We start from the raw sequence: 25,910 nt of genomic DNA, 5'->3' as shown, positions 1-25,910 counted from the left end.
GAGCGCCATGCCCAAACGCACCGACATCGCCTCCATCATGATCATCGGCGCCGGGCCGATCGTCATCGGCCAGGCCTGCGAGTTCGACTATTCCGGCGCTCAGGCCTGCAAGGCGCTGCGCGAAGAGGGCTACCGCGTCATCCTCGTCAACTCCAACCCGGCGACGATCATGACCGACCCCTCCCTGGCCGACGCCACCTATATCGAGCCGATCACGCCCGAGATGGTGGAGAAGATCATCGCCCGGGAGCGGCCGGACGCGCTGCTGCCCACCATGGGCGGGCAAACGGCCCTCAACACCGCCATGGCCCTGGCCAGGTCGGGCGCGCTGGAGCGCTTCGGGGTGGAGCTGATCGGCGCGCGGGCCGAGGTCATCGACCGCGCCGAGGACCGCTTGAAATTCCGCGACGCCATGGCCGAGATCGGCGTGATGGGCCCCCGCTCCGCCATCGCCCATAACCGGGACGAGGCGGCGGCGGCCTTGGCCCAGGTCGGGCTGCCCGCCGTCATCCGCCCCAGCTTCACCCTGGGCGGCACCGGCGGCGGCATCGCCTATAACCGCGAGGAATTCTTCGAGATCTGCCTCGGCGGCATCGAGGCCTCGCCCACCAACGAGGTGCTGGTCGAGGAATCGGTGCTGGGCTGGAAGGAGTACGAGATGGAGGTGGTCCGCGACAAGGCGGATAACTGCATCATCGTCTGCGCCATCGAGAATATCGACCCGATGGGCGTGCATACCGGCGATTCCGTCACCGTCGCCCCGGCGCTCACCCTCACGGATAAAGAATACCAGCGCATGCGCGACGCCAGCATCGCCTGTTTGCGCCGCATCGGCGTGGAGACCGGCGGCTCCAATGTCCAGTTCGCCATCAACCCCGAGGATGGCCGCATGGTCGTCATCGAGATGAACCCCCGCGTCTCCCGCTCCTCCGCGCTCGCCTCCAAGGCCACCGGCTTTCCCATCGCCAAGATCGCGGCCAAGCTCGCCATCGGCTACACGCTGGACGAATTGCGCAACGACATCACCCGCACCACCCCGGCCGCCTTCGAACCGGTGCTGGATTACGTGGTCATCAAAATTCCCCGCTTCACCTTCGAGAAATTCCCCGGCACCCCGGCCCTGCTCTCCACCTCGATGAAATCGGTCGGCGAGGCGATGGCGATCGGCCGCAATTTCCAGGAGGCGTTGCAAAAAGGGCTGCGCTCGCTGGAAACCGGTCTCTCCGGGCTGGACGAGATCGACCCCCCCGGCGATGGCGGGGCGGATGCCTTCCGCGCGGCACTCTCCACCCCCCGGCCGGACCGGTTGCTGGTGGCAGCACAGGCGCTGCGCGCCGGGCTCTCCGTCGCGGATATCAACGCCGCCTGCGGGTTCGACCCCTGGTTCCTGCGCCAGATGGCGGAGATCATCGCCGCCGAGCGGGACATCAAGGCGCGCGGCCTGCCCCGCCAGGCGGCGGAATGGCGGCGGCTGAAGGCGATGGGCTTCGCCGACCAGCGCCTCGCCCAGATCGCCGGCCAGAAGGAGGCGGCGGTCACCGCCCAGCGCCTCAAACTCGGCGTCACCCCCGCCTATAAGCGCATCGACACCTGCGCGGGCGAGTTCGCCTCCGCCACCTCCTACATGTATTCCACCTATGAGGGCGGCTTCGCCCCGCCGCTCGATGAATCCGCAGTCTCAGACCGGCGCAAGGTGGTCATTCTCGGCGGCGGCCCCAACCGCATCGGCCAGGGCATCGAGTTCGATTATTGCTGCGTCCACGCCGCCTACGCCCTGCGCGAGGCCGGGTTCGAGACCATCATGGTCAATTGCAACCCGGAGACCGTCTCCACTGATTACGACACCTCGGACCGGCTCTATTTCGAGCCGCTTTTCGCCGAGGATGTCATTTCCCTGCTGCGCAAGGAGCAGGAAAAGGGCGAGCTGCTCGGCTGCATCGTGCAATATGGCGGGCAGACGCCGCTCAAGCTCTCCCTCGCTCTCGAGGCGGCGGGCATTCCCATCCTCGGCACCTCGGCCGATGCCATCGACATCGCCGAGGACCGCGAGCGCTTCCAGGAATTACTGAAGCGCCTGTCCCTGCGCCAGCCGGAGAACGGCATCGCCCGCAGCGTCGAACAGGCGGAGGCGGTGGCGGCGCGCATCGGCTATCCCGTGCTCATCCGCCCCTCTTACGTGCTGGGCGGGCGGGCGATGGAGATCGTCCATGACCGCGCCGGGCTGGAGCGCTACATGCGCGAGGCGGTGCGCGTCTCCGGGGACAATCCGGTGCTGATCGACCGCTATCTCAACGAGGCCGCCGAGGTGGATGTGGATTGTATCTGCGACGGGCGCGACGTCCACGTGGCCGGGGTGATGGAGCATATCGAGGAGGCGGGCATCCATTCCGGGGATTCCGCCTGCTCCCTGCCGCCTTATTCGCTCTCCCCCGCCATTGTCGAGGAGTTGCGGGCGGAGACCGTCGCCCTCGCCAAGGCGCTGGGCGTGGTGGGGCTGATGAATGTGCAATACGCCATCCAGGACGAAACGATCTACGTGCTGGAGGTCAATCCCCGCGCCTCGCGCACCGTTCCCTTCGTCGCCAAGGCCACCGGCGTGCCCGTCGCCAAAATCGGCGCGCTGGTCATGGCGGGGGCCAGGCTGGCGGGGTTCGGCCTGGATGATTCCGTGCCTCCCGCCCATGTGGCGGTGAAGGAGGCGGTGTTCCCTTTCGCCCGCTTCCCCAATGTCGATACCATCCTGGGGCCGGAGATGAAATCCACGGGCGAGGTGATGGGGCTGGACACGAATTTCGCCCGCGCCTTCGCCAAGGCCCAGCTGGGCGCGGGGGTGCAATTGCCGCTCTCCGGCGCCGCCTTCGTCTCGGTGAAGGACGCGGACAAGCCCGCCATTCTGCCAGTGGCGCGGCGCCTGGCCGAGCTCGGCTTCGCCCTCATGGCCACCGGCGGCACCGCGCGGGTGCTGGCCGAGGCCGGGATTCCGGTGCGCCGGGTCAACAAGGTGCTGGAGGGCCGCCCGCATTGCGTGGACGCCATCCGCTCCGGCGAGGTGCAGCTGATCATCAACACCGCCTCCGGCGCGCAGGCGGTGGCGGACAGCTTCGCCATCCGCCGCACCGCCCTCACCCACGCGGTGCCGCATTTCACCACCATCGCCGGGGCGCGGGCGGCGGCGCACGCCATCGCCGCCCTGAAATCGCGCACTCTTGAAGTCGCGCCGCTCCAGTCGTATTTTACGCAATCCTTCTGATCGCCGCCGGCGTTCACGCGCCGGCGGCGGTTTTTCACGTCACCCCAACCCGCGGGAGCCCCTGGCCCCGAGGAGCAGCAGTTGCAGAAATTTCCCATGACCGCGGCGGGCCTCGCGGCGCTCGAAGATGAGTTGCGGACCCTCAAGAGCGTTGAGCGCCCCGCCATCATCCGCGCCATCGCCGAGGCGCGCGCCCATGGCGACCTCTCGGAGAACGCCGAATACCACGCCGCGCGGGAGCGCCAATCCTTCGTCGAGGGACGCATCGCCGAGCTGGAGGAGATCGTCTCGGCGGTGGAGGTGATCGACCCCGCCGCCCTCTCCGGCGATACGGTGAAATTCGGCGCCACCATCCATCTGGTGGACGAGGATAACGATCAGGAAGTCTCCTATCAGATCGTCGGGCTCTACGAGGCGGATGTGAAACAGCGCAAGCTCTCCATCACCTCGCCTCTCGCCAAGGCGCTGATCTCCAAGCGCGTGGGAGATACGGTCTCCGTGCCCGCCCCTGGCGGCGACCGCTCTTACGAAATCCTCAAAATCTCCTACGTCTGAGATGCTCCGCTTCGAGGACGTCCTGGCCGCCCGCGAGCGGATCCGGGGCAGCGTGGTGCGCACCCCCTTCCTGCGCTCGGAGTCGCTCTCCCGTCTCACCGGGGCGGAGCTATACGTCAAATACGACCATCTCCAGGCCATCGGCGCCTTCAAGGAGCGGGGCGCGGCCAACCGCATCGCCCTGCTCACGCCGCAGGAGCGGGAGCGCGGCGTCGTCGCCATGTCGGCGGGCAACCACGCCCAGGCGGTGGCCCGCCACGCCGCGCTGGCGGGCATTGGCGCCACCATCGTCATGCCCCGCCATACCCCCGCCACCAAGGTCACGCGCACGGCGGGCTGGGGGGCAAATGTGGTGCTGCATGGCGAGACCCTGGCCGAGGCCGCCGCCGAGGCGCGCCGGCTTGAACGCGAGGAGGGGCTGGTCTTCATCCACCCCTATGACGACCCGGCGGTGATGGCGGGCCAGGGCACGATGGCGCTGGAAATGCTGGAGGACGTGCCGGATCTCGACGCGCTGGTGGTGGCGACCGGCGGGGGCGGGCTGGTGGCGGGCAGCGCCATCGTCGCCCGGCACATGCGCCCGCAATGCAAGGTCTATGGCGTGGAGGTCGAGCGTTACGCCGCCTTCGCCCAGGCGCTCGCCGGGCAGGAGATCAAGGTGGGAGGCCCGACCATCGCCGAGGGCATCGCCGTGCGCGATATCGGCCAGCGCCCGCTCGCCGTGCTGCGGGCGCTCGGCGTGCCGGTGCTGGTGGTCAGCGAGCACGCGGCGGAGAGCGCCATCGCCGCCTTCGCCGAAAACGCCAAACAGATCACGGAAGGGGCGGGCGCGGTCGGGCTGGCGGCGGTGATGAGCTTTCCCGAGCATTTCCGGGGCCGCAAGATCGGCATCTCCATCTGCGGCGCCAATATCGATCCGCGCATCCTCGCCAACACGCTGATGCGCTGCCTGCTGCGCGACGGGCGCATGCTGCGCCTGGTGCTGGAACTGCCGGACCGGCCCGGCATGCTGGCCGAGGTCTCCCGCCGCATCGGCGATCTCGGCGGCAACATCCTCGAGGTGGCGCATCACCGCCTGTTCTCCAGCCCCTCGGTGCAGGACGCCCAGCTGGAGGTGATGATCGAGGCGCGCGATGCCGGCCATGGCGAGGCGATCGAGGCCTCGCTGGCCGAGGTCTTCGTCCTGCGCCGGCTCTAGGCCGGCCTAGAGCCGTCTCGTCTGATTTGAATGATCACAGGCTTCAAATCAGATGATTGAAATTGCTCGTTAAAACCAGGCTGGCTAGGCAGGGGGAGAGCGCTGGGCTATGCGTCGCTTAATCAAGCGGGCGGAGATCCACCATGTCCTGGCTGCATCATCCCACCGGCCCGCAAGGCGGGGCGGCCCTCATCATCAACCCCGTCATCCATGAGCTGGGCGGGCTGCGCGTCGGCCGCGCCCTCCCCCATGCCCGGCGGCGCATGGTCGGGCCGTTCGTTTTTCTCGACCATATCGGCCCGGCCCGCTTCGCCCCCGGCGAGGGGCTGGATATCGGCCCCCATCCCCATATTGGCCTGGCGACGATCACCTATTTGCTGGAGGGGCGCATCCGCCACCGGGATTCGCTGGGCAGCGACCAGGATATCGTCCCCGGCGAGGTCAATTGGATGACGGCCGGGCGCGGCATCACCCATTCCGAGCGCACGCCCGGCGAGGCGCGCCGCCACGGCCATTCCCTGCTCGGCGTGCAAAGCTGGGTGGCGCTGCCGCGCGCGGCGGAGGAGACGGAGCCCGGTTTTTATCACCACCCCGGCACCGATCTGCCGCTGCTGGAGGATACCGGCCTCGCCGTGCGGGTCATCGCCGGCCAGGCCTATGGCGCCCGCTCCCCCGTGCGGGTCTTCTCCCCCACCCTGTACGCCGATGCGCGGCTGGAGGCCGGCGCCGCCTTGCCCCTGCCCGGCGAGCATGAGGAACGCTCCGCCCATATCATCGAGGGCGAGATCGAGATCGCGGGGGAGCGCTTCACCACCGGCCAATTGCTGATCTTCCGCCCCGGCGACGCCATCACCCTGCGCGCCCTGGCCGAGAGCCGGGTGCTGCTGCTGGGCGGCGCGCCGCTGGACGGCCCGCGTCACATCTGGTGGAATTTCGTCAGCTCCTCGCCAGAGCGGATCGCCGCGGCGCGCGAGGATTGGCTGCGCGGCCATTTCGGCCCGGTGGCGGAGGAGGAGCCCGCCTTGAACGATACGAGCAGGGAGAAGAGCCGATGAGCGACGAGGTCACCATCCACATCACCCGCCAGGAAGGCTACCGCTATCTTGTCGAGTTCGGACCGCAATACGCGACGCTGATCGCGGACCAGCCGGAGCCGATCGGCCAGGATTCCGGCCCCTCCCCCGAGCATCTGCTCGCCGCCGCCATCGCCAATTGCCTCTGCGCTAGCCTCACCTTCGCCTGCGCCAAATATCATGGCAATCCCGGCGAGGTCTCCGCCACCGTCACCTGCCGCACCGGCCGCAACGAGCGCAACCGCGTGCGGGTGCGCCAGGTCGATGTCACAATCACCCTCGGCGCGGCGGCGGCGCAATTGCCGCATCTTGACCGGGCCTTGGCGAGCTTCGAGGATTTCTGCACCGTCACCGCCAGCGTGCGGGAGGGGATCGCCGTCGCCGTCACCGTGCGGGGGCCGGATGGCGCGGCGCTGACGGCCTAGCAGGCTAGGGCAATTTCAGCCAGGCGGGCGGGCAAGGGGTCAGCGGCGCGCCCGCCGCCGCCAGCGGCCGGGCGAGCGCGTCCAGCCGCAACATCGCCAGCGCCATATCGCCCGCGCCGGAGCGCAGCGTGCCCGCCTCCTGCTCCCCGGCCAGCACCGGCGTGCAGGGCAGCGCCCCGGGCGCGGCCAGCCGCACCGGCAGCAGGCGGCGCTTGACGAGACCGCGATATTTGGTCCGCGCCGTCAGCTCCTGGCCCATATAGCAGCCTTTCTGCCAATCCACCCCGCCCAGCTCGTCGAACCCCGCCTCCAAGAGCAGGGTCTTGTCGGGTTCCAGATCGGGCGGCCCGTCCGGCAGGCCGAGCGGGATGCGATGCGCCGCATACTCCGCCGCCGTCGCGTTCGCGGCCATGCCCGGCGGCAGCAGGCGGCGATACCCGGCGGCGGGCAGGCGCGGATCGGCGGCGGCGAGCGGGTCTTTCGCCGGCGGCGGCCCGCCGCCCCAGAGCGCATAGACGCCGAGCCGCTCCGAGACGTCGGCGATCTCCACCGCGGCGCGCAGCTTGAAGCGGCGCAGCTTCTGGATGAGCCCGGGAATGGCGGCGCGGGGCGTATCGAGACACAGCCTCTCCCCGTCGGAAAAAATAAAGAAATCCACGAGATAGCGGCCCTGCGGGGTGAGAAGCGCCGCCCACACCGCCCGGCCCGGCCCGGCCCGGGCGACATCGTTGCTGACCAGGCCGTTGAGAAAACCCACCCGGTCCGCCCCGCTCAGCTCCACCACGCCGCGCTCCGGCAGAAACGCCATCTTATCCATGGCGGCAAGATGGACACGCCCCGCCCCGGGCGCAAGCCGGTTTGCGATGGCGGCGGCGGCGGGCTACAGCCGCTGCCCATGCGGATTCTGTTCGTCACCTCCTCGCGCATCGGCGACGCCGTTATCTCCTGCGGGATACTCGAGGCGCTGCGTCAGTCCCATCCGCAGGCCCGCTTCACCATCGCCTGCGGCACGGTGGCGGCGGGGGTGTTCACCCGCTTTCCCGCGCTGGACCGGCTGATCATTTTCAAAAAAGAGCGGTTCGACCTGCACTGGGCGCGGCTCTGGACCAAGCTCGTTCCGCAGATCTGGGATCTGGCGGTGGATGTGCGCGGCTCCGGCCTCACCCTGGCTCTCGCCGCGCGCAAGCGGCGGATTCTGCGCGGCGGCCGCCGCCCGGGCCGCCGCTATGCCCAGCTGGCGGCCGCGCTGGGCTACGACCCGCCGCCCCTGCCGGTGGTCTGGACCGCCCCCGCCGACGAGGCCAAGGCGGCGGCCCTGCTGGGCGAAGGCCCGTTCATTGCCCTCGCCCCCACCGCCAATTGGGCGGGAAAGCTCTGGCCGCCGGAGCGATTCATAAATTTGTTTTATGAATTGCGGCGCTCCCTTCCCGGGGCGCGCGCCGCGGTGTTCGGCGGGCCGGGCGCGGCGGAGGCCGCGATGGCCGCGCCGGTTCTCGCCGGCTTGCCCGGCGCGCTCGACCTCACCGGGCGGCTCACCTTGCCCGAGGCCGCCGCCTGCCTGCGCCGGGCAAGCCTGTTCGTCGGCAATGATTCCGGCCTCATGCATCTCGCCGCGGCGGCGGGGGCGCCGACGCTCGGCCTGTTTGGCCGTTCGCGCGCCAGCGAGTACGCTCCCGCCGGGCCTCGCACCGCCATCGCCGTGGCGCCGGGGCCGGAGGGCGAGGCGCCGATGGCCGGGCTCAGCGTCGAGGCCGCCGCCGCCGCCGCCCTGGCGCTTCTCGGCCGAGGACCATAATTCATGAGCTACGATCTGATCCTGGAAAACGGCACCGTGCTTTTCCCCTGGGGCGAAGCGGCGGCGGATGTGGCGGTCCAGGACGGGCGGATCGCCGCCATCGGCGCCCGGCTCGGCGCGGCGGCGGCGCGCTTCAACGCCTATGGGCTGCACGTGCTGCCCGGCATCATCGACCCGCATGTCCATTTCCGCGATGGCGGCCAGGGCGGCATACCGGGGGTGGAAGACATGCGCTCCGGCTCGCTCGGGGCGGTGCTGGGCGGGGTGACGGCGGCCTTCGACATGCCCAACACCACTCCGCCCGGCGTGGACGCGGCCAGCCTCACGGCCAAGCACCACTATATCGCCGGGCATAGCTGGTGCGAAATCGGCCTGTTCGCCGGCGCGACGAGGGAAAATCTCGACGAGAGCGGCGCGCTGGAAACCCTGCCCGGCATCTGCGCGATGAAGGTCTTCGCCGGGTCCTCCACCGGGGACCTGCTGGTGGCGGACGATGCGAGCATCGAGCGGCTGATGCGCTCCGGGCGGCGGCGGGTCGCCTTCCATGCCGAGGATGAGGAGCGGCTGCAGGAGCGCAAGCCCCTTTTTGCCCAGGGCGGCCCCTATAGCGACCATTGCCAGTGGCGCGACGTGGAATGCGCCTTCAAAGGCACGCGCCGCATCACCGCCATCGCCCGGCGCACCGGCCGCCCCGCTCATATCCTTCATGTGTCGACGGCCGAGGAATTCGCCTTCCTGCGCGGGCAGAAGGATCTGGTGGGCTGCGAGGTGCTGGTGAACCATCTGCTGCAATGCGCGCCGGAAGTATATGAGCGCCTGCGCGGCTACGCGGTGATGAACCCGCCCTTGCGCGAGAAGCGCCATATGGAAGCGGCCTGGGCGGCGGTGGCGGATGGCACGGTGGACAACATCGCCTCCGACCATGCCCCCCACCCCCGCGCCGCCAAGGAGCGGCCCTGGCCGGCCACCGCCGCCGGGCTGACCGGGGTGCAAACCCTGCTGCCGCTGATGCTGACGCAGGTGCATGCGGGCCGGCTCTCCTTGCTGCGGCTGGCGCAGCTGATGGCGGAAGGCCCGGCCCGCATTTACGGCGCGGTGGGCAAGGGCCGCATCGTCGCCGGCAACGACGCCGATTTCTCGGTGGTGGATCTCCGCGCGGTTCGGCGGATCGAAAACCGCTGGATCGCCAGCCCCTGCGGCTGGACGCCCTTCGACGGAGTGGAATGCACCGGCTGGCCGGTGGCGACGATCATTCGCGGCCAGGTGGTGATGTATGAGGGGCAGGTGACCGGCGAGCCCATCGGCCGCCCGGTGAGCTTCCGCTCCTGAATCCGTTCAGAACCGACGCTCGAACACGGTGATGACATCCCCCGGCTGCACCGGCGCGGCGGGCGAGGCGCGGTATTGGCTGCCGCCGCGGGTGACGCCGACATAACCCGTCTCCGCCCGGTCGGTGAAGCCGCCCGCGATGGACACCGCCGTCAGTACGCTCATGCCCGGGCGGAAGGGATATTGGCCGGGCGCGTTGACCTCGCCCAGAATATAAAAAGGCCGGTAGGCCGCGACCTCCACCGCCACCGAGGGGTTGAGAATGAACTGGCGCTGGCGCAGCGCGGCGGCTATGCGCGCGGCGAGCTGATCCGGGCTGGCCCCGCCCGCTTGCACCGGCCCCAGCAAGGGCATGTCGACGGCGCCGCTGTCATCCACGTGATAGCTGCCGGAGAGCTGCGGCTGGTCATAGACGCGGATGGCGAGCGCGTCGCCCGGGCCCAGCCGGTAGGGACCGGGCGGCGGGGCGGGCAAGGGGGGCAGATGCGCCCCGGGCGCCCGCCAGGAGGCGCAGCCGGAGAGCAGCAGGGCCAGGCCGCCGAAAACGCCGCGCCGGTACAGCATGCGGATAAACTCCCGTATCTCCCGCCCTGTTTACCGGAGCCGGGAAACGCGGCAAAGCGAATCCCGACTCACCGGGGGTTTCGCATGCGCCGTCTCGCCGCCTTGTTCTCGCTGCTCGTCATCATCGCCGCCGGCGCTTTCCTGCTCTGGCCACGCGGGCAGGGCGGCGGCGAAGAAAAACATCCGGGCGGCGGCCCTCCCCCGGCGGCGGCCAATCACGACCCCCGCCCCCTCACCGCCGCCGAACAGGCGGCGTTTCTGCCGCTGGTCTGCGCCGGGGCCGGCGGCCCCGCCCAAGGCTTCGCGCATCAATGCGCCTCGCTGCCCGGCTATCCCTCCCAGGATTACGGCGGGGCCGGGCTCGGTCTCGGCATCAGCCTCGACACCGTTATTCTCGGCCATCTCACCAGCGCGGGCGCGGATGAGGCCTATGTGACCTATGAAGGCAGTTTCGAGCCGCACGCCACCAATTTCGGCGGCGGCATTCTCTTCAGGCGCGGGCCGCAGGGCTGGCGGCGCCAGGGCTGGTATCCGGGCGGCCAGGCGGATCGCTGCGTCTCCCTCAACCCCACCGGCCAGGCGGTGTTTCTCTGCCTCACCAGCTGGGAGGGCCAGGGCGAGGCGGACAGCGCCGTGACCCAGGAAACGCTGCCGCCCGGCCAGACGCGCCACGTGCTGAGCGCCAGCGATCTGCGCGGCACGCTCGACCCCAACGCCAATTGCCAAACGCTGGGGGCGGGGCGGGCGGTGCTGCTGGCCATCGAGAATCTCGCCCCCGTCCCGGGCGGCGCCTTGGCCCATATCGTCTACGTAAGCGCCAGCGACGCCAAAACCGCCTGCGCCGCGCATGATTTCCCCAGCGCCCCGGAGCGGAAGGCGGCGCTCGATCTGCGCTGGAATGGCAAGAGCGTCAGCGTCTCTCCCGAGCTCGCTTTCGCCGCCCCGGCGCAATGAGCGGCGCTGGCTGGCGGCGGGAGCTGATCGCCGCGGCGCGGGAGATGGCGGCGCGCGGATTGGCGGTGGGCACGGCCGGCAATGTCTCGCTGCGCGCGCCGGAGGGGATTCTCATCACCCCCTCGGCTGTGCCTTACGCGGAGCTTACCCCGGAGATGATCCCGGTGCTCCATGAGGATGGCGGTTTCGAGGGGCGCTGGCGCCCGTCATCGGAATGGCGGTTTCATCTCGACATCTATCTCACCCGGCCCGAGGCGGGTGGCATCGTCCACCACCACGCGCCGCATACCACCGCGCTCGCCATGGCGCGGCGGGAAATTCCTGCCTGCCATTACATGATCGCCCGGTTCGGCGGCGCGCCGCTGCGCTGCGCGGAGTATGCGCTCTTCGGCACCGCCGCCCTCTCCCAGGCCCTGCTGCGGGCGCTGGCGGGGCGCACGGCCTGCCTGATGGCCAATCACGGCGGGCTGGCCCTGGGCGCGGACGTGCATGGCGCGCTGGCCGCCGCCACCGAGCTGGAGGCGCTGGCCCAGCATTATCTGCTCTCGCTCCAGGCGGGCGGGCCTGTGCTGCTCAGCGAGCGCGAGGTGGCCGAGGCGGTGGAGCAATTCGCCACCGCCTACCGGCCCAACCGGCCAAAGGGGTGAGCGCTCAGACCGGCTTGATGTTGATGGCGGCGTCCTTGCCGCGTTCCTTGGTGATGTCGAAACTCACCTGCTGGCCCTCATCCAGCCCGCGCAGGCCGGCGGCCTGCACCGCGGTGATATGAACGAACACATCCTTGCCGCCATCCTGCGGCACGATGAATCCGTAACCCTTCGTCGTGTTGAACCATTTCACGGTGCCGCTTGGCATAGTCTTCGCTCCTCCAACTCTGCGGGCCCGGCCAAAAGGCTGGCCGGAACAATCGGGGGTTTTGCCGCCTTGTCTGCGTCCGGCCCGCGAAGCGCGCGTGAACTCAAGCCAAAGTCTGAAATCGATTGCGGCAAAATCAGGCACAGAAATGTGGGGGTTTGTCAACGACTCGGCAAGAACCGGGCGCAGATGCGGAACGCGCTTTCACGCCGGCGGGAAGTTTGCCATAATCGTTGAAGCCAAAAAACAAGCTGGAGGGCCACGCTTTGTCCGACACCGATCTCATTCCGGTCAAGCCGGAAATCGCCGCCAGATCCTTCATCGACGCCGCGCGGTATGAGGAGATGTGCAAGCGCGCCGCCGAGGACCCGGACGGATTTTGGGCCGAGGAATGCAAGCGCATCACCTGGATGAAGCCCCCCACCCGGATAAAGAATGCCAGCTTCGCGGACGAGGTCTCGATCAAATGGTTCGAGGACGGCACGCTGAACGCCGCCGCCAACTGCCTGGACCGGCATCTGGCCGAGCGCGGCGACGCGGTGGCGATCATCTGGGAGGGGGACGACCCCGGCCAGTCCCACAAAGTCACCTACCGGCAACTGCACGAGCAGGTCTGCCGCCTCGCCAATGTGCTGACCGCCCAGGGGATCAAGAAGGGGGACGTCGTCACCATCTATCTGCCGATGGTGGTGGAGGCGGCGGCGGCGGTGCTGGCCTGCGCGCGCATCGGCGCCATCCATTCCGTGGTGTTCGGCGGCTTCTCGCCGGACAGCCTCGCCAGCCGCATCCAGGATTGCGGCTCGGTGGCGCTGATCACCGCCGATGAGGGCCGCCGCGGCGGCCGCCGGGTGGCGTTGAAGGCGAATGCGGACGAGGCGCTGAAAACCTGCCCGAGCGTCAAGACCGTCATCGTCGCGAGGGTCACCGGCGGCGCGGTGGAGATGCAGGCCGGGCGAGACCTCTGGTACCATGAGGAGACCGCGAAGGCCGCCCCCACCCATGCGGCGGTGGAGATGAACGCCGAGGACCCGCTATTCATCCTTTATACCTCCGGCTCGACGGGCAAGCCCAAGGGCGTGCTCCACACCACCGGCGGCTACATGGTCTGGGCGAGCTACACCCACCAATACGTGTTCGATTACCGGCCCGGCGAGGTGTATTGGTGCACCGCCGATATCGGCTGGGTGACCGGCCACACCTATATCGTCTACGGGCCGCTCGCCAATGGCGCGACGACGCTGATGTTTGAGGGCATCCCCAGCTATCCCAGCAGCTCGCGCTTCTGGGAGGTGGTGGACAAACACCAGGTCAATATCTTCTACACCGCTCCCACCGCCATCCGCGCGCTGATGCGCGAGGGAGAGGGGCCGGTGAAGAAAACCTCCCGCAAGAGCCTGCGCCTGCTGGGCTCGGTGGGCGAGCCGATCAACCCCGAGGCGTGGCGCTGGTATTATCACGTCGTCGGCGAGGACCGCTGCCCGATCGTGGATACGTGGTGGCAGACGGAAACGGGCGGGATCTTGATGTCGCCGCTGGAAGGGGCGATGGCGCTCAAGCCCGGCTCCGCCGCCAAGCCGCTGCCGGGCGTGCTCCCGGTCATCGTGGATGGCGCGGGCAAGGAGCTGAGCGGCGTGGCGGAGGGTAATCTCTGCATCAAGGAAAGCTGGCCGGGGCAGATGCGCAGCGTCTATGGCGACCATGCCCGCTTCGTGCAGACCTATTTTTCCACCTTCAAGCACTTGTATTTCACCGGCGACGGCGCCCGCCGCGACGCGGACGGGTATTACTGGATCACCGGGCGGGTGGATGACGTCATCAACGTCTCCGGCCACCGCATGGGCACCGCCGAGGTGGAATCCGCCCTCGTCGCCCATAAGGCGGTGGCGGAGGCGGCCGTGGTCGGCTACCCGCACGAGCTCAAGGGCCAGGGCATCTACGCCTATGTCACGCTGAAGGAGGGGATCGAGCCGAACGAGGAGTTGCGCAAGGAGCTCATCGCCTGGGTGCGGCGGGAGATTGGGCCGATCGCCGCGCCGGATGTGATCCAATGGGCGCCGGGCCTGCCCAAGACCCGCTCGGGCAAGATCATGCGCCGCATTCTGCGCAAGATCGCCGCCAACGAGACCGACAGCCTGGGCGACACCTCCACCCTCGCCGATCCCGGCGTGGTAACCGAGCTGGTGGACAACCGCGCCGCCTGACCGCAGGGGCGGGCCGGCGGAACCCGGGGCCGCCCGCCCCCTCGACGCGGTTGGCTATTGTCTGGTTCCGCCGTCTTTGTTAGCGTTTCACAAAAAAGGACAGAGGAGCGGACACGATGACTGAACTCGCGATGAATCTCATCCGCCGGCAGAATTTGGGCGACACGTTACGGCGCGCCGCCTTTGCCGCGCCAGACAAGGCGGCGGTGATCTTTTACACCACCGAGGGCGCCAGCCGCACGATCACCTTTAGCCAGATGAACGCGCGGGCCTGTTCCGTGGCCCAGACGCTGCTCGCCGAGGGCGTCCGCCATGGTGACCGCGTCGTGATTTTGTCCCGCAACAGCATCGAGTTTCTCATCGTCAGCTTCGCGCTGCACAAGATCGGCGCCTGGGCGGTGCCGGTGAATTTCATGCTGCCGCCGCCCGATGTCCAGCATCTCATCCAATTCTCGGAAGCGCGCTGGGTGTTTGTCGAGGACGCGCAGGCCGCCAAGGTCACCGCCATCATCGCCGCCATCCCCCATGTCGAGGCCTTCGTGCAGATCGGCAATGGAGCGCCGCTCCCCGCCGGCTGGCGCGAGTTCAACGAGCTGCTCGCCGCGCCGCCCGAGGAGCCGGAAATCCTCATCGAGAGCGATGACGTCGCCACGCTGCTATTCACCAGCGGCACGGAATCCGCTCCCAAGGGGGTGATGCTGTCGCACGCGAATTATTGCGCCGCGCATCTGAGCTGGTCCTTCAATTTCAATTTATCCGAGCAGGACCGGTTTCTCCTCAGCATTCCGCTCATCCACATGGCGGGGTATCTGTTCTCCACCCTCTGCCTCGCCAACCGCGCCACCATCGTGATGACGCAAACCCCCCAGCCGGCGCAGATGATCGAGCTGATGGCGCGCCACCGCCTCACCGGCACCGCCTTGCCGCCCACCCTTTACGTGTCGATGATCTCCCAGCCCAATTTCCGCACTTCCGACCTCACCTGCGTGACCAAATGCCTGAGCTGGGCATCCACCATCCCCAAGGCGATGGTGGATGGCTGGCGCTCCGTCTCGCCCCAGCTGCGCTTCTTCTCCGGCCAGGGGATGAGCGAATCCACCGCCGCGATCCTCACCGGCGGTTTCTTCGGCGAGTGGAGCGACCTGCCCAATGGCGATGGCCGCTGGGTGGGCCGCGCCTGCTCCTTCGGCGTGGATGTCCGGCTGGTGGATGACGAGGACAAGGATGTCGCCATCGGCGAGCCGGGCGAGCAGATCGTGCGCGGGCCGATCATCATGAAAGGCTATTACAAGAACGAGGAGGCCAATCGCCGCGCCTTTCGGGGCGGCTGGTTCCATACCGGCGACGTGCTGATCCGCGACGCGGAGGGGAATTATTTCTTTGCCGACCGGGTGAAGGACATGATCAAGACCGGCGGGGAGAATGTCTACTCCCAGGAGGTCGAGAGCGTGCTCGGCACCCATCCCGAGGTGATGCAATGCGCCGTGTTCGCCGTGCCGGACCCGCATTGGGGCGAGGCGGTGGCCGCCGCGGTCATCGTCAAGCCCGGCAGCGACCCGGCGGAGGCGCAGCTGATCGCCTATTGCCGCGAGCGGCTGGCCGGGTTCAAGACGCCGAAATACATCTTCTTCCGTGAGACCATGCCGGTGAGCGCCGCCAACAAATTGCTCAAGCGCGAGCTGAAGGCCGAGTACGGAAAGAAGATGGCGAGCTAGAGCCGGGTCAGGGCAGCATCAGCGCCCGGACCCGGCCATGCCGGCGCAGATGCGTCTCGATCACCTCATCCACCGCGGCGAAGCTGTCGAGCCGGTACCAGACGCCTTCCGGGTAGAACACGGCGCAGGGGCCAAGCTCGCAGCGGTCGAGGCAGCCCGCCTGGTTCACCCGGATATTTTGCAGCCCCAGCTCCTTCACCCGCGCCTTCATGTAATCGCGGATCTTCTCGCTGCCCTTGCTCGCGCAATCCCCGCGCGGATGCCCCGCCGGACGGCGGTTGCCGCAGACAAAAACGTGCGTCTCATAAAAAAGCGGCGGGTCGCCGGCCATTCTTTCGCCCAACTCTGGTCTCCTCTGGCGTGATCCCCATGTGATAGCGGTATCGCGACCGAAGCCCAACCGCGGAGGAGACGGCCATGCGCAACCGCCTGGGAGAGGCGTCCTCTCCCTATCTGCTCCAGCACAAGGATAATCCGGTGCATTGGCATATATGGGGCGAGGAGGCCTTCGCCGAGGCGCGGGCGCGCGACGTGCCGGTGTTGCTCTCCATCGGCTACGCCGCCTGCCATTGGTGCCATGTGATGGCGCATGAGAGCTTCGAATCCCCCGCCATCGCGGCGCTGATGAATGAGCATTTCGTCTGCATCAAGGTGGACCGCGAGGAGCGGCCCGATATCGACCAGATCTATATGACCGCCCTGCAAGCCATGGGCCAGCCGGGAGGCTGGCCGCTGACCATGGCGCTGACCCCGGAGGGCGCGCCTTTCTGGGGCGGCACCTATTTTCCGCCCGCGCCGCGCTTCGGCCAGCCGGGCTTCCCCCAGGTACTGGTAGCCCTCGCCCGCGCCTGGGCGCAGGACCGCGAGCGCCTTCTCCAGTCAGCGGCGGCGTTCGGCGCGGCGCTGGGGGAGGCCGCCGCGCCCCGCCCGGGCGACCCGCCCGGCCCGGCCCTGCTGGCGGCGGTGCGCGGGGCGTTTCTGCGCGGGGTGGATTGGGAGCAAGGCGGGCTGGGCGGCGCGCCGAAATTCCCCAACATCCCGGTTTTCCGGTTCCTCTGGGCTGAATATTTCCGGACCGGGGAGGCGGATTGCGCCCGCGCCACGCATCTGCTGCTGGAGCGGATGAGCCAGGGGGGAATCTACGACCATCTGGGCGGCGGCTATGCCCGCTACGCCACCGATGCGGCCTGGCTGGTGCCGCATTTCGAGAAGATGCTCTACGACAACGCCCTTATCCTCGAAATGCTGGCGCTGGCGCAGGCCGACCGGCCGGGTCCGCTCTACGCGGCGCGGGCGCGCGAGACGGTGGGCTGGCTCACCCGGGACATGCGGGCGGAGGGCGCCTTCGCCGCCTCTGAGGATGCGGATTCCGAGGGCGAGGAAGGCAGGTTTTATGTCTGGAGCCGCGCCGAGATCGAAGCGGTGCTGGGCGGCGAGACCGAATTTTTCGCCCGCCACTATCCTCTGCCCGCCGCGGGCAATTGGGAGGGAAAGATCATCCTGGAGCGGCGCAGCGGGTTCGGCGCGGAGGAGGCGCGGCTCGCCGCCTGCCGGGCGCGTCTCCTCGCCGCGCGGGAGAAGCGGGTGCGGCCGGGGCGCGACGACAAGGTGCTGGCGGATTGGAACGCCCTGGCCGTGGCGGCGCTGGTCAAGGCCGGGGTGGTGTTCGGCGAGCCGGGCTGGGTGAGGCTGGCGGCGGAGGTCTTCGCGGCGCTGCGAGCCGGGCTCGGCCAGCCGGATGGCCGCATCGCCCACGCCATGCGCCAGGGCCGGGTCTCCGCCGCCGGGCTGCTGGAGGATCAGGCGGCGATGATCCGCGCCGCGCTGGCTTTGTACCAGGCGACCGGGGCGGCGGCGTATCTCGGGGCGGCGGAGACGATCCTCGCCGCCGCCGAGGCGCGTTTCAGCGATGGCGCTGGCGCCTTCTTCACCACCGCCGATGACGCGGCGGATGTCTTCACCCCGCGCGGGCGCAGCGCCCAGGATGGTCCCACCCCCTCCGGCATCGGCATGATGGCGGCCAATTACGCCGTCTTCTACCATCTGACCGGGCGGGATGGGTACCGCGCCCGCGCCGAGGCGGCGCTGGCCGCCTATGGCGGCGATGCCCGCGCCCTCGCCGCCGCCCCCAGCCTGCTCCTGGCGGCGGGTCTGCTCGCCAATGCCGCCTGCGTGGTGGTGACGGGCGAAGCGGAGGATCTGCTGGAAACCGCTCTCGCCGCCGCCGACCCCGCCGTGCTGGTGCTGCGCGGCGGCGGCGAGCTGGCGCCCGGGCATCCGGCCCATGGCAAACCGGCCGGGGCGCGCGCCGCCTATATCTGCCAGGCCGGAATGTGCGGGCCGGTGGTGGGGGAGGCCGCGGCTTTGCGCGCGGCGCTACGCCGGAAGGCGGATGAGGGACATGGTGGGCGCGACAGGGATTGAACCTGTGACCCTTCGCGTGTGAAGCGAATGCTCTACCGCTGAGCTACGCGCCCGCCGCGCGGCGCTGGATAGGGGCAAGCGGCGGGGCTGTCAATGATCCGTCCCGCGGCTTTTGCCTGAAGGGACAAAAACGGCCAGAATGGGAGCGATGGCAGACGATACCCGGCGGAATCCCGATGGCGAATGTGACGGGGCGGCGATGCTCGCCGCCTTCCGCGCCGCCGCGTTCTCCCTGCCGGGCTATCTCTGGACCGCCGGCCCCGACGGCCGGGTGAACTGGATGTGCGACTCCCTGCGCGCCTGCCTCGCCGGGGGCGGGGAGGCCGGGGAGGATTGGGGAGGGCTGGTCCACCCCGCCGACCGCCAGCGCATCACCCGGCTCTGGGCGGAGGCCTTGACGAAAGGCGGGATATACGAGGCGGAGTGCCGGATGCGCAGCGCCTCGGGCGAATATTTCTGGCATCTCATCCATGCCACCGCCCTGCATGAGCCGGGCGGCGGTATCGCCGGCTGGATTGGCAGCAATGCCAACATCCATGCCCGCAAGCTGGCGGAGCGCGAGGCGGGGCGGGCGCGCAGCCGCATCTGGGCGCTGAGCCGGGTCTTCATGCTCATCTTCGACAATGAGTGGAAAATCCGCCAGGCCAATCCGGCCCTCCAGCGGGCGATGGGTTGGCGGCCGGATGAGATCGAGGGCCGGGATTTGCTCTCCTTCGTCCATCCCGAAGATGCGGAACGCGCCCGGGAGACTCTTCAGCGGATCGCCCGGAAGGAGGTGGTCGAAGGCTTCGAGTGCCGGGTCAGCACGAAAAGCGGCGCCTACCGGGTGATGGATTGGGAGATCGTGCCGGATGGCGGCCTGAACCAGGCCGTGGGGCGCGACCTGACCGAGCAGCACGAGGCGAGACGGGAATTGGAGCGCACCTGGGCGCTTTCCCCCGTGCTGAAATTCGTGCTGCGCCCGGATGGCGGCATCATCACCGTCAACCCCGCCTGGAGCAAATCCCTGGGCTGGAGCGAGCCGGAAACGCTGGGGCGGAGCATTTATGAGTTCATCGCGGCGAAGGACATTCCAGCAATGCGCGCGCGGCTGCGCCAGGAGCAGGGCCCCGCCGCCACGCTCGGCCTGACCATGCTGACCCGCCAGGGCGAGGAGCGCGACATCACCTGGACCAGCATATTCGATGGCGGGCTGCTTTACGGCTTCGGCCGGGATGTGACGGCGGAACGGCGGGCGGCGGCGGCGGCGGCGGCGGCCAGCGCCGAGCGCGAGCGCGTCTGGACCTCCACCAACGACCTGATGACGACGATGGAGGTGGACGGCCGGTTGCGGGCCGTGAATCCGGCCTGGACCCGGCTGCTTGGCCATGCGGAGAGCGACCTGCTCGGCGCCCGGGCCCTCTCCTTCGTGGTGCCGGAGGACCGGGGACGGGTGATGGCGGCGATCCGCGCCCTGAGCCAAGGCGAGGCGATGCGCAATCTCGAATGCCGGATGATCGACCAGGCCGGGCGGCGGCCGCTCATTTCCTGGTCCGCCGACCCGCAAGACGGCTATATTTACATGGTCGGGCGCGATGTCAGCGCCCAGCGCGAGGCGGAGGAGCAGCTGCGCCAGGCCCAGAAGATGGAGGCCGTGGGCCAGCTCACCGGCGGTATCGCCCATGATTTCAACAATTTCCTGCAAGGGATCAAGGGTAGCCTGGAATTGCTGAGCAAGCGCCTCGCCCGGGGCGAGACCAGCGGGCTGGAGCGGTTCATCAGCATCGCGGCGGAGGCGGCGGACCGGGCGGCGGCGCTCACCCACCGGCTGCTCGCCTTCTCCCGCCGCCAGCCGCTCAACCCCAAGCCGGTGGAGGTCAACCCCCTCATCGCCTCGATCGAAATGCTGCTCCAGCGCACGCTGGGCGAGCATTCGGAGTTGCGGCTGGAGTTGCAGGAGGATCTCTGGCGCGTTCTCTGCGACCCCAACCAGCTGGAAAACGCGCTGCTCAACCTCGCCATCAACGCGCGGGACGCGATGCCGGAGGGGGGGCGGCTGAGCATCCGCACCGGCAACGTGACCTTCGGCAAGGCGGCGCCGGGCGGGCTGGCGCCGGGAGAGTATGTGTGCATCGATGTCACCGATACCGGGGTGGGCATGGATGCGGACACCCTCGCCAAGGTGTTCGAGCCCTTCTTCACCACCAAGCCGGTGGGGCTGGGCACGGGGCTCGGCCTCTCGATGATCTACGGCTTCGCCCGGCAATCCAACGGCCATGTCGAGATCGACTCCGCGCCGGGGCGGGGCGCCACCGTGCGGCTCTATCTGCCCCGCCATGACGGCGAGCCGGAGGAGGAGCTTGCCGAGGAGGAAGAGGCGGCGGCGCATGACGAAACCCCAGGCAGCGAGACGGTGCTGGTGGTGGAGGACGAGCCGCTCGTGCGCGGGCTGATCGTGGAAACGCTCACCGGGCTTGGCTACACCGCGCTGGAGGCGGCGGGCGGCCCCGCCGGGCTGGAGATCCTACAATCCCGCCAGCGGATCGATCTGCTGATCACCGATGTCGGCCTGCCGGGGCTGAATGGCCGCCAGATCGCCGAGGCGGCCCGGCTGCGCCGGCCCGGGCTGAAAATTTTATTCATGACCGGCTACGCCGAGACGGTCGTGATCGGCGAGGGACGGCTGGAGCCGGGCATGGACCTCATGCCCAAGCCCTTCACCATGGAGGCGCTCGCCGCCCGGGTGCGGCAGATCCTCGCCGGGCGGGCGTAAGGGCGCGGCTTCCGGCGCCGCGCGGCGGGTGCTAAATCCCGGGCATGGCCGGACATTCGCAATTCAAGAACATCATGCACCGCAAGGGGGCGCAGGACGCCCGGCGGGCCCGTATCTTCGCCAAGCTGATCCGCGAGATCACCGTCGCCGCCAAAGAGGGGTTGCCGGACCCGGCGGCCAATCCGCGCCTGCGCGCGGCGGTGGCGGCGGCGCTCAAACAGAATATGACGCGCGACGCCATCGACCGTGCGATCAAGAAGGCCGCCGGCGCGGCCGGGGCGGAGAATTACGAGGCGGTGCGCTATGAGGGTTATGGCCCGGCGGGGGTGGCGGTGATCGTCGAGGCGCTGACCGATAACCGCAACCGCACCGCCGCCGCCATCCGCGCCGCCTTCAACAAGGCGGGCGGGGCGCTGGGGGAGACCAACTCCGTCTCCTTCCTGTTCACCCGGCTGGGGGTGGTGCGCTACCCGCCCCAGGCGGCGGATGCGGATGCGATGCTGGAGGCCGCGGTGGAGGCCGGGGCCGAGGATGTGGCGAGCACTGAAGAGGGGCACGAGGTGCGCACGGCGGTGGAGAATGTGTTCGCGGTGCGCGACGCCCTGGCCCGCCGCTTCGGCGACCCGGCGGAGGCCGGGATCGAGTGGCGGCCCAACACCACCGTGGCGGTGGACGAGGAGAAGGCGGCGGCCCTGTTCAAGCTGATCGACACGCTGGAGGAGGATGACGACGTGCAGAATGTCTACGCCAATTTCGAGGTGGCGGAGGACGTGCTGGCCAGGCTCTCGGCCTGATGCGGCTGCTCGGCATCGATCCTGGCCTGCGCTTCACCGGCTGGGGCGTGGTCGAGGCCGAGGGTACCCGGCTGCGCCATGTCGCGGATGGCGTCATCGCCGTCGCGGCGGGCGGGGAGGTGGCGCTGCGCCTCAAGGCGCTGGACGAGGCGCTGGCTGAGATTCTCGTGCGCTTCCAGCCGCGGGAGGCGGCGGTGGAGGAGACCTATGTCAACCGCAACGCCGCCGCCACGCTCAAGCTGGGCTATGCCCGGGGGGTGGCGCTGCTGGCCCCGGCGCGGGCCGGGATTCCGGTGTTCGAATACGGGGCAAAGACGGTGAAGATGGCGGTGGTGGGCACGGGCGGCGCGGATAAGGAGCAAGTGGGGCTGATGGTGCGGCGGCTGCTGCCCGGCGCGGCGCGCCAGCGCGCCGACGCGGCGGACGCGCTGGCCGTCGCCATCTGCCATGCCCATCACCGCGCCACCGCCCGGCTCTGGGCCGCGGCGCCATGATCGCCCGGCTGCGCGGGGTGGTGGATTCGCTGGAGGAGGGGCGCTGCGTCATCGACGTCAATGGCGTCGGCTATCTGGTCTTCTGTTCCTCCCGCACCCTGGCGGCGTTGCCCGAGGGCGTGGCGACGCTGCTGATCGAGACGCAGGTGCGCGAGGACGCGATCAGCCTCTACGGCTTTCTCACCGCCGCCGAGCGCGGCTGGTTCCGCCTGCTGACCACGGTGCAAGGGGTAGGGGCGCGGGTGGCGCTGGGGATTCTCTCCGCCCTCTCGCCGGAGCAATTGGCCGCCGCCATCGCCGGCCAGGACAAGGCGGCGCTCACCCGCGCGCCGGGGGTGGGGGCCAAGCTCGCCCTGCGCCTGCTCACCGAGCTGCGCGAGAAGGCCGGGGCGCTGCCCAGCGCCGGCGGCGCGGTTCCGCCCGCCCTTCCCCCCGCGCCGCCGGGCCCGCTGGCGGATGCGCTTTCCGCCCTCGTCAATCTCGGCTACCGGCGGGCGGAGGCCGAGCCCGCCCTGGCCCGCGCCGCCGCCGCGCTGGGTGAGGATGCGCCGCTAGATGCGCTGATCCGCGCCGGGCTGAAGGCGCTGGCCCGGTGAGCGAGCGCCTCACCTCCGGCGAACGCCTGCCCGGCGAGGCAAGCGAGGCGGCGCTGCGCCCGCAAAGCCTCGGGGATTTCACCGGCCAGGCCGCCACCCGCGAGAATCTCGCCATCTTCATCCAGGCGGCGCGCGCCCGGGGCGAGGCGCTGGATCATGTGCTGCTGCACGGCCCGCCGGGCCTCGGCAAGACCACCCTGGCGCAGATCGTCGCCCAGGAGATGGGGGTGGGATTCAAGGCCACCTCCGGCCCGGTGATCCAGAAATCGGGCGACCTCGCCGCCATTCTCACCAATCTTCAGCCGCGCGACGTGCTGTTCATCGACGAGATCCACCGGCTCCAGCCCGCCATCGAGGAGATCCTCTATCCGGCGATGGAGGATTTCCAGCTCGATCTCATCATCGGCGAGGGGCCGGGGGCGCGCACCGTGCGCATCGACCTGCCCCCTTTCACCCTGGTGGGGGCCACCACCCGCGCCGGGCTGCTCGCCACGCCGCTGCGCGACCGTTTCGGCATTCCGCTGCGGCTGGTCTTCTATACGCCGGAGGAGCTGGCCAGCATCGTCGCTCGGCTGGCGCGCAAGCTGGAGTTCCGCCTCACCGCCGAGGGCGCGTTCGAGATCGCCCGCCGCTCCCGCGGCACGCCCCGCATCGCCGGGCGGCTCACCCGCCGGGTGCGGGATTTCGCCACCGCCGCGGGGGCGGCGGAGGTGACCCGCGACCTGGCGGACGCCGCCCTCACCCGGCTGGATGTTGACCAGAAGGGGCTGGACGCGATGGATATGCGCTATCTCCGCCGCCTGGCCGAGCACCATAATGGCGGGCCGGTGGGGGTGGAGACGCTGGCGGCGGCGCTGGCGGAGGCGCGCGACACGCTGGAGGATGTGGTCGAACCCTATCTGATCCAGGAGGGGCTGCTGCTGCGCACCTCGCGCGGGCGGATGCTGGGCGAGCCGGGCTGGCGGCATCTGGGCCTGGCGCCGCCACAGCGCGGACCCGACCTCCTCGACCTCCTGGGCGAATAGGAGGCGGCGATGATCTACCGCTATACCACGCGCGTCTATTATCACGACACCGATGCCGGCGGCATCGTCTATCACGCCAATTATCTCATGTTCGCCGAGCGCGCCCGGGCGGAGGCCCTGCGGGAAATGGGCGCGCCGCATGCGGAAATGGTGGCGGCTTATGGGGTGATGCTGGTGGTGCGGCGCGTCAATCTGCTCTATCAGCGCCCCGCAAGGATCGATGAGCTGATCACGGTGGAGACCGAATTCACGGAATTGCGCGGCGCGCGCGTTACATTATGCCAGAAATTCCTGCGCGACAGCGACTCGCTCGCCGTGCTTGATCTCGGCCTGGGCTGCGTGCGCCTGGAGGATGGCCGGGCGGCGCGCATTCCGCGCGAATGGGCGGCGCGGCTGAAACTTTGAACGGGGAAAAATAGTGGATCAAACGGTGTCTCAGGCGGCGGTGGCCGCGCCGCAGGCGAATCTCTCCCTGCTGGGGCTGTTCCTCCAGGCGGATCTGGTGGTGAAGCTGGTGATGGTCATCCTGCTGCTCGCCAGCGTGTGGGTGTGGGCGATCATCATCGAGAAGGTGATGACCCTGCGCCGCGTCAACCGCGAGGCCGATGCCTTCGAGGATGGCTTCTGGTCCGGCGGCAGCCTGGACGAGCTTTACGAGCGCGAGGGCGCCGACCCCACCAACCCGATGGCCGCCGTGTTCGGCGCGGCGATGAGCGAATGGAAACGCACCGCGCGCATCGCCGGGGCCGAGATCGGCAAGACCAGCGTGAAGGAGCGGGTGGACCGGGCGATGAACGTCACCATCATGCGCGAGATGGAGCGGCTGGAGCGGTTCATGACCTTTCTCGCCTCGGTGGGCGCCACCGCCCCCTTCATCGGCCTGTTCGGCACGGTCTGGGGCATCATGCATTCCTTCTCCGCCATCGCCGCGATGCATAATACCGATCTCGCGGTCGTCGCCCCCGGCATCGCCGAGGCGCTGTTCGCCACCGCCATCGGCCTGGTGGCGGCGGTGCCCGCCGTGCTCGCCTATAACAAGCTCTCCAACGACCTCGCCCGCTTCGCCGGCCGGCTGGAGGGCTTCGCCACCGAGTTCTCGGCCATCCTCTCCCGCCAGACCGAGGAGCATAAATAATGGCCGGCGGGCTGATCGGCGGCAATGGCAATGGCCGGCGCCGCTACCGCCCGATGGCGGAGATCAACGTCACCCCGCTGGTGGACGTGATGCTGGTGCTGCTGATCATCTTCATGATCACCGCGCCGATGATCACCTCCTCCGTGCAGGTCAACCTGCCCCAGGCCAACGCCAAGCCCACCAACGCCGATTCCAAGCCCATCACCATCACGGTGGATAGCAAGGGCAATGTCTATCTCAACAACAGCCAGATCCAGCTTTCCAACCTCGTCAGCACCTTGCAGCAGGCCTCGCAGAACAACCCCGAGCAGCGCATCTTCATCCGGGGCGACAAGGACGTGGATTACGGCACGATGCTGCAAGTGATGGCCGATGTGGTGCAGGGCGGCTTCACCAAGGTTTCCCTTCTCGCCCAGCAGCCCGGGCAATAGCCGGGGCAGGGGGATTTTCTCATTGGACCGGGATCTGCGCCGAGGCGCGACCATCTCGCTGATCATCCACGCGGCGGTGATCATCGCCGCGATCGTGACGCTGCCGCTCCAGCCGCTCGACACCTCGGCGGATGAGAGCGTGGATGTGGATCTGGTGGGGCCCACCCAGCCGCAAACGGCGCAGACCACTGGCAAGGTGGCCGCGCCCAGCAACACGCCCGTGCCGCATCAGGGGCCGGTGAACCCGACCCAGCCAAAACCGCAGCCGGTGGAGGCGCCGCCGCCGCCGCCACCGCCGCCGCCGCCCGCGCCGGAGGAGAAGCCCACCCCGGCGCCGCCCACCCC

The 25,910-nt window shown here is 69.2% G+C and carries 25 protein-coding genes and 1 tRNA gene; 21 read left to right on the top strand and 5 right to left on the bottom strand.

The genetic code is table 11. From position 1 onward, the window contains the following. The first annotated feature begins 7 nt into the window (after positions 1–7). From carB to M7H45_RS03275, 5 genes are all read left to right on the top strand, one after another. The gene (gene carB / locus M7H45_RS03295) at positions 8–3,250 is read left to right on the top strand and encodes a carbamoyl-phosphate synthase large subunit (protein ID WP_298214671.1); all 3,243 of its coding nucleotides are present in this window, start codon (positions 8–10) and stop codon (positions 3,248–3,250) included. 81 nt (positions 3,251–3,331) lie between these two features. Next, positions 3,332–3,805, top strand: a complete 474-nt coding sequence (gene greA, locus M7H45_RS03290) for a transcription elongation factor GreA (protein WP_298214669.1) — start codon at positions 3,332–3,334, stop codon at positions 3,803–3,805. A gap of 1 nt (position 3,806) precedes the next feature. Continuing rightward, positions 3,807–5,003, top strand: coding sequence for a threonine ammonia-lyase (locus M7H45_RS03285; protein WP_298214667.1), 1,197 nt, complete (start codon positions 3,807–3,809; stop codon positions 5,001–5,003). A 143-nt stretch (positions 5,004–5,146) separates the two neighbouring features. Next, positions 5,147–6,058 carry a pirin family protein gene (locus tag M7H45_RS03280; RefSeq protein WP_298214665.1) on the top strand — a complete coding sequence of 304 codons (912 nt, stop codon included), beginning with the start codon at positions 5,147–5,149 and terminating at the stop codon, positions 6,056–6,058. Beyond that, a complete protein-coding gene (locus M7H45_RS03275) occupies positions 6,055–6,501 on the top strand; it encodes an OsmC family protein (RefSeq protein ID WP_298214663.1) in 447 nt (148 codons plus the stop codon). Before M7H45_RS03280 ends, M7H45_RS03275 begins: the two co-directional genes overlap by 4 nt. A gap of 4 nt (positions 6,502–6,505) precedes the next feature. Here M7H45_RS03275 and M7H45_RS03270 read toward each other — a convergent pair whose 3' ends face one another. Then, positions 6,506–7,309, bottom strand: coding sequence for a folate-binding protein YgfZ (locus M7H45_RS03270; protein WP_298214661.1), 804 nt, complete (start codon positions 7,307–7,309; stop codon positions 6,506–6,508). 87 nt (positions 7,310–7,396) lie between these two features. Here M7H45_RS03270 and M7H45_RS03265 point away from each other — a divergent pair, with 87 nt between their 5' ends. Beyond that, positions 7,397–8,296, top strand: a complete 900-nt coding sequence (locus tag M7H45_RS03265; RefSeq protein WP_298214721.1) for a glycosyltransferase family 9 protein — start codon at positions 7,397–7,399, stop codon at positions 8,294–8,296. Positions 8,297–8,299: 3 nt separating this feature from the next. Next, positions 8,300–9,625 (top strand): dihydroorotase, encoded by a 1,326-nt coding sequence (locus M7H45_RS03260; protein ID WP_298214659.1) that lies wholly within the window; start codon positions 8,300–8,302, stop codon positions 9,623–9,625. Positions 9,626–9,631: 6 nt separating this feature from the next. On the opposite strand, the gene M7H45_RS03255 is transcribed toward M7H45_RS03260, so the two are convergent. Next, positions 9,632–10,189 carry a polysaccharide biosynthesis/export family protein gene (locus M7H45_RS03255; protein WP_298214657.1) on the bottom strand — a complete coding sequence of 186 codons (558 nt, stop codon included), beginning with the start codon at positions 10,187–10,189 and terminating at the stop codon, positions 9,632–9,634. Between the two features lie 84 nt (positions 10,190–10,273). Between M7H45_RS03255 and M7H45_RS03250 the strand changes: the two genes are divergently transcribed. Beyond that, on the top strand, positions 10,274–11,143 hold the full coding sequence (locus M7H45_RS03250) for a hypothetical protein (protein WP_298214655.1): 870 nt from the start codon (positions 10,274–10,276) through the stop codon (positions 11,141–11,143). Next, positions 11,140–11,790, top strand: coding sequence for a class II aldolase/adducin family protein (locus M7H45_RS03245; protein ID WP_298214653.1), 651 nt, complete (start codon positions 11,140–11,142; stop codon positions 11,788–11,790). Before M7H45_RS03250 ends, M7H45_RS03245 begins: the two co-directional genes overlap by 4 nt. A 4-nt stretch (positions 11,791–11,794) precedes the next feature. Here the strand turns inward: M7H45_RS03245 and M7H45_RS03240 are convergent, their stop codons facing one another. Next, positions 11,795–11,998, bottom strand: coding sequence for a cold-shock protein (locus M7H45_RS03240; protein ID WP_298214651.1), 204 nt, complete (start codon positions 11,996–11,998; stop codon positions 11,795–11,797). 266 nt (positions 11,999–12,264) lie between these two features. Here M7H45_RS03240 and acs point away from each other — a divergent pair, with 266 nt between their 5' ends. Continuing rightward, positions 12,265–14,199: an acetate--CoA ligase gene (acs, locus tag M7H45_RS03235; protein WP_298214649.1), complete on the top strand. Its 1,935-nt coding sequence runs from the start codon at positions 12,265–12,267 to the stop codon at positions 14,197–14,199. Positions 14,200–14,315: 116 nt separating this feature from the next. Beyond that, complete coding sequence (locus tag M7H45_RS03230) at positions 14,316–15,914, top strand: AMP-binding protein (protein WP_298214647.1); 1,599 nt, start codon at positions 14,316–14,318, stop codon at positions 15,912–15,914. A gap of 7 nt (positions 15,915–15,921) precedes the next feature. On the opposite strand, the gene M7H45_RS03225 is transcribed toward M7H45_RS03230, so the two are convergent. Continuing rightward, on the bottom strand, positions 15,922–16,245 hold the full coding sequence (locus tag M7H45_RS03225; RefSeq protein WP_298214719.1) for a ferredoxin: 324 nt from the start codon (positions 16,243–16,245) through the stop codon (positions 15,922–15,924). 86 nt (positions 16,246–16,331) lie between these two features. Here M7H45_RS03225 and M7H45_RS03220 point away from each other — a divergent pair, with 86 nt between their 5' ends. Beyond that, a complete protein-coding gene (locus tag M7H45_RS03220; RefSeq protein WP_298214645.1) occupies positions 16,332–18,338 on the top strand; it encodes a thioredoxin domain-containing protein in 2,007 nt (668 codons plus the stop codon). Here the strand turns inward: M7H45_RS03220 and M7H45_RS03215 are convergent. Next, positions 18,317–18,391, bottom strand: a tRNA-Val gene (locus M7H45_RS03215). The two genes, M7H45_RS03220 and M7H45_RS03215, sit on opposite strands and share 22 nt — an antisense overlap. Positions 18,392–18,486: 95 nt before the next feature. On the opposite strand from M7H45_RS03215, the gene M7H45_RS03210 reads away from it, so the two are divergent. The 9 genes from M7H45_RS03210 to M7H45_RS03170 all read left to right on the top strand — a co-directional run. After that, a complete protein-coding gene (locus tag M7H45_RS03210) occupies positions 18,487–21,090 on the top strand; it encodes a PAS domain-containing sensor histidine kinase (RefSeq protein WP_298214643.1) in 2,604 nt (867 codons plus the stop codon). 44 nt (positions 21,091–21,134) lie between these two features. Further along, entirely contained in the window at positions 21,135–21,884 is a 750-nt protein-coding gene (locus tag M7H45_RS03205) for a YebC/PmpR family DNA-binding transcriptional regulator (protein WP_298214642.1), read from the top strand. Next, positions 21,881–22,378, top strand: a complete 498-nt coding sequence (gene ruvC, locus M7H45_RS03200; protein ID WP_298214717.1) for a crossover junction endodeoxyribonuclease RuvC — start codon at positions 21,881–21,883, stop codon at positions 22,376–22,378. Before M7H45_RS03205 ends, ruvC begins: the two co-directional genes overlap by 4 nt. Next, a complete protein-coding gene (ruvA, locus tag M7H45_RS03195) occupies positions 22,375–22,974 on the top strand; it encodes a Holliday junction branch migration protein RuvA (protein WP_298214640.1) in 600 nt (199 codons plus the stop codon). Before ruvC ends, ruvA begins: the two co-directional genes overlap by 4 nt. After that, positions 22,971–23,999 carry a Holliday junction branch migration DNA helicase RuvB gene (gene ruvB / locus M7H45_RS03190; RefSeq protein ID WP_298214638.1) on the top strand — a complete coding sequence of 343 codons (1,029 nt, stop codon included), beginning with the start codon at positions 22,971–22,973 and terminating at the stop codon, positions 23,997–23,999. The genes ruvA and ruvB overlap by 4 nt, the downstream gene beginning before the upstream one ends. A gap of 9 nt (positions 24,000–24,008) precedes the next feature. After that, a complete protein-coding gene (locus M7H45_RS03185) occupies positions 24,009–24,404 on the top strand; it encodes a YbgC/FadM family acyl-CoA thioesterase (RefSeq protein ID WP_298214636.1) in 396 nt (131 codons plus the stop codon). A 13-nt stretch (positions 24,405–24,417) separates the two neighbouring features. Continuing rightward, a complete protein-coding gene (gene tolQ, locus M7H45_RS03180; protein ID WP_298214634.1) occupies positions 24,418–25,134 on the top strand; it encodes a protein TolQ in 717 nt (238 codons plus the stop codon). After that, positions 25,134–25,565, top strand: coding sequence for a protein TolR (gene tolR, locus M7H45_RS03175; protein ID WP_298214632.1), 432 nt, complete (start codon positions 25,134–25,136; stop codon positions 25,563–25,565). The genes tolQ and tolR overlap by 1 nt, the downstream gene beginning before the upstream one ends. A gap of 22 nt (positions 25,566–25,587) precedes the next feature. Next, a partial coding sequence (locus M7H45_RS03170; protein ID WP_408832384.1) for a hypothetical protein occupies positions 25,588–25,910 on the top strand: 323 nt, incomplete at its 3' end.

It is taken from the genome of Acidocella sp. (assembly GCF_027352905.1).
In the GTDB taxonomy this organism is placed as follows: domain Bacteria; phylum Pseudomonadota; class Alphaproteobacteria; order Acetobacterales; family Acetobacteraceae; genus Acidocella.
Note: the sequence above shows the minus strand (reverse complement) of the source record. Positions and strands in the feature narration are given on the sequence as shown.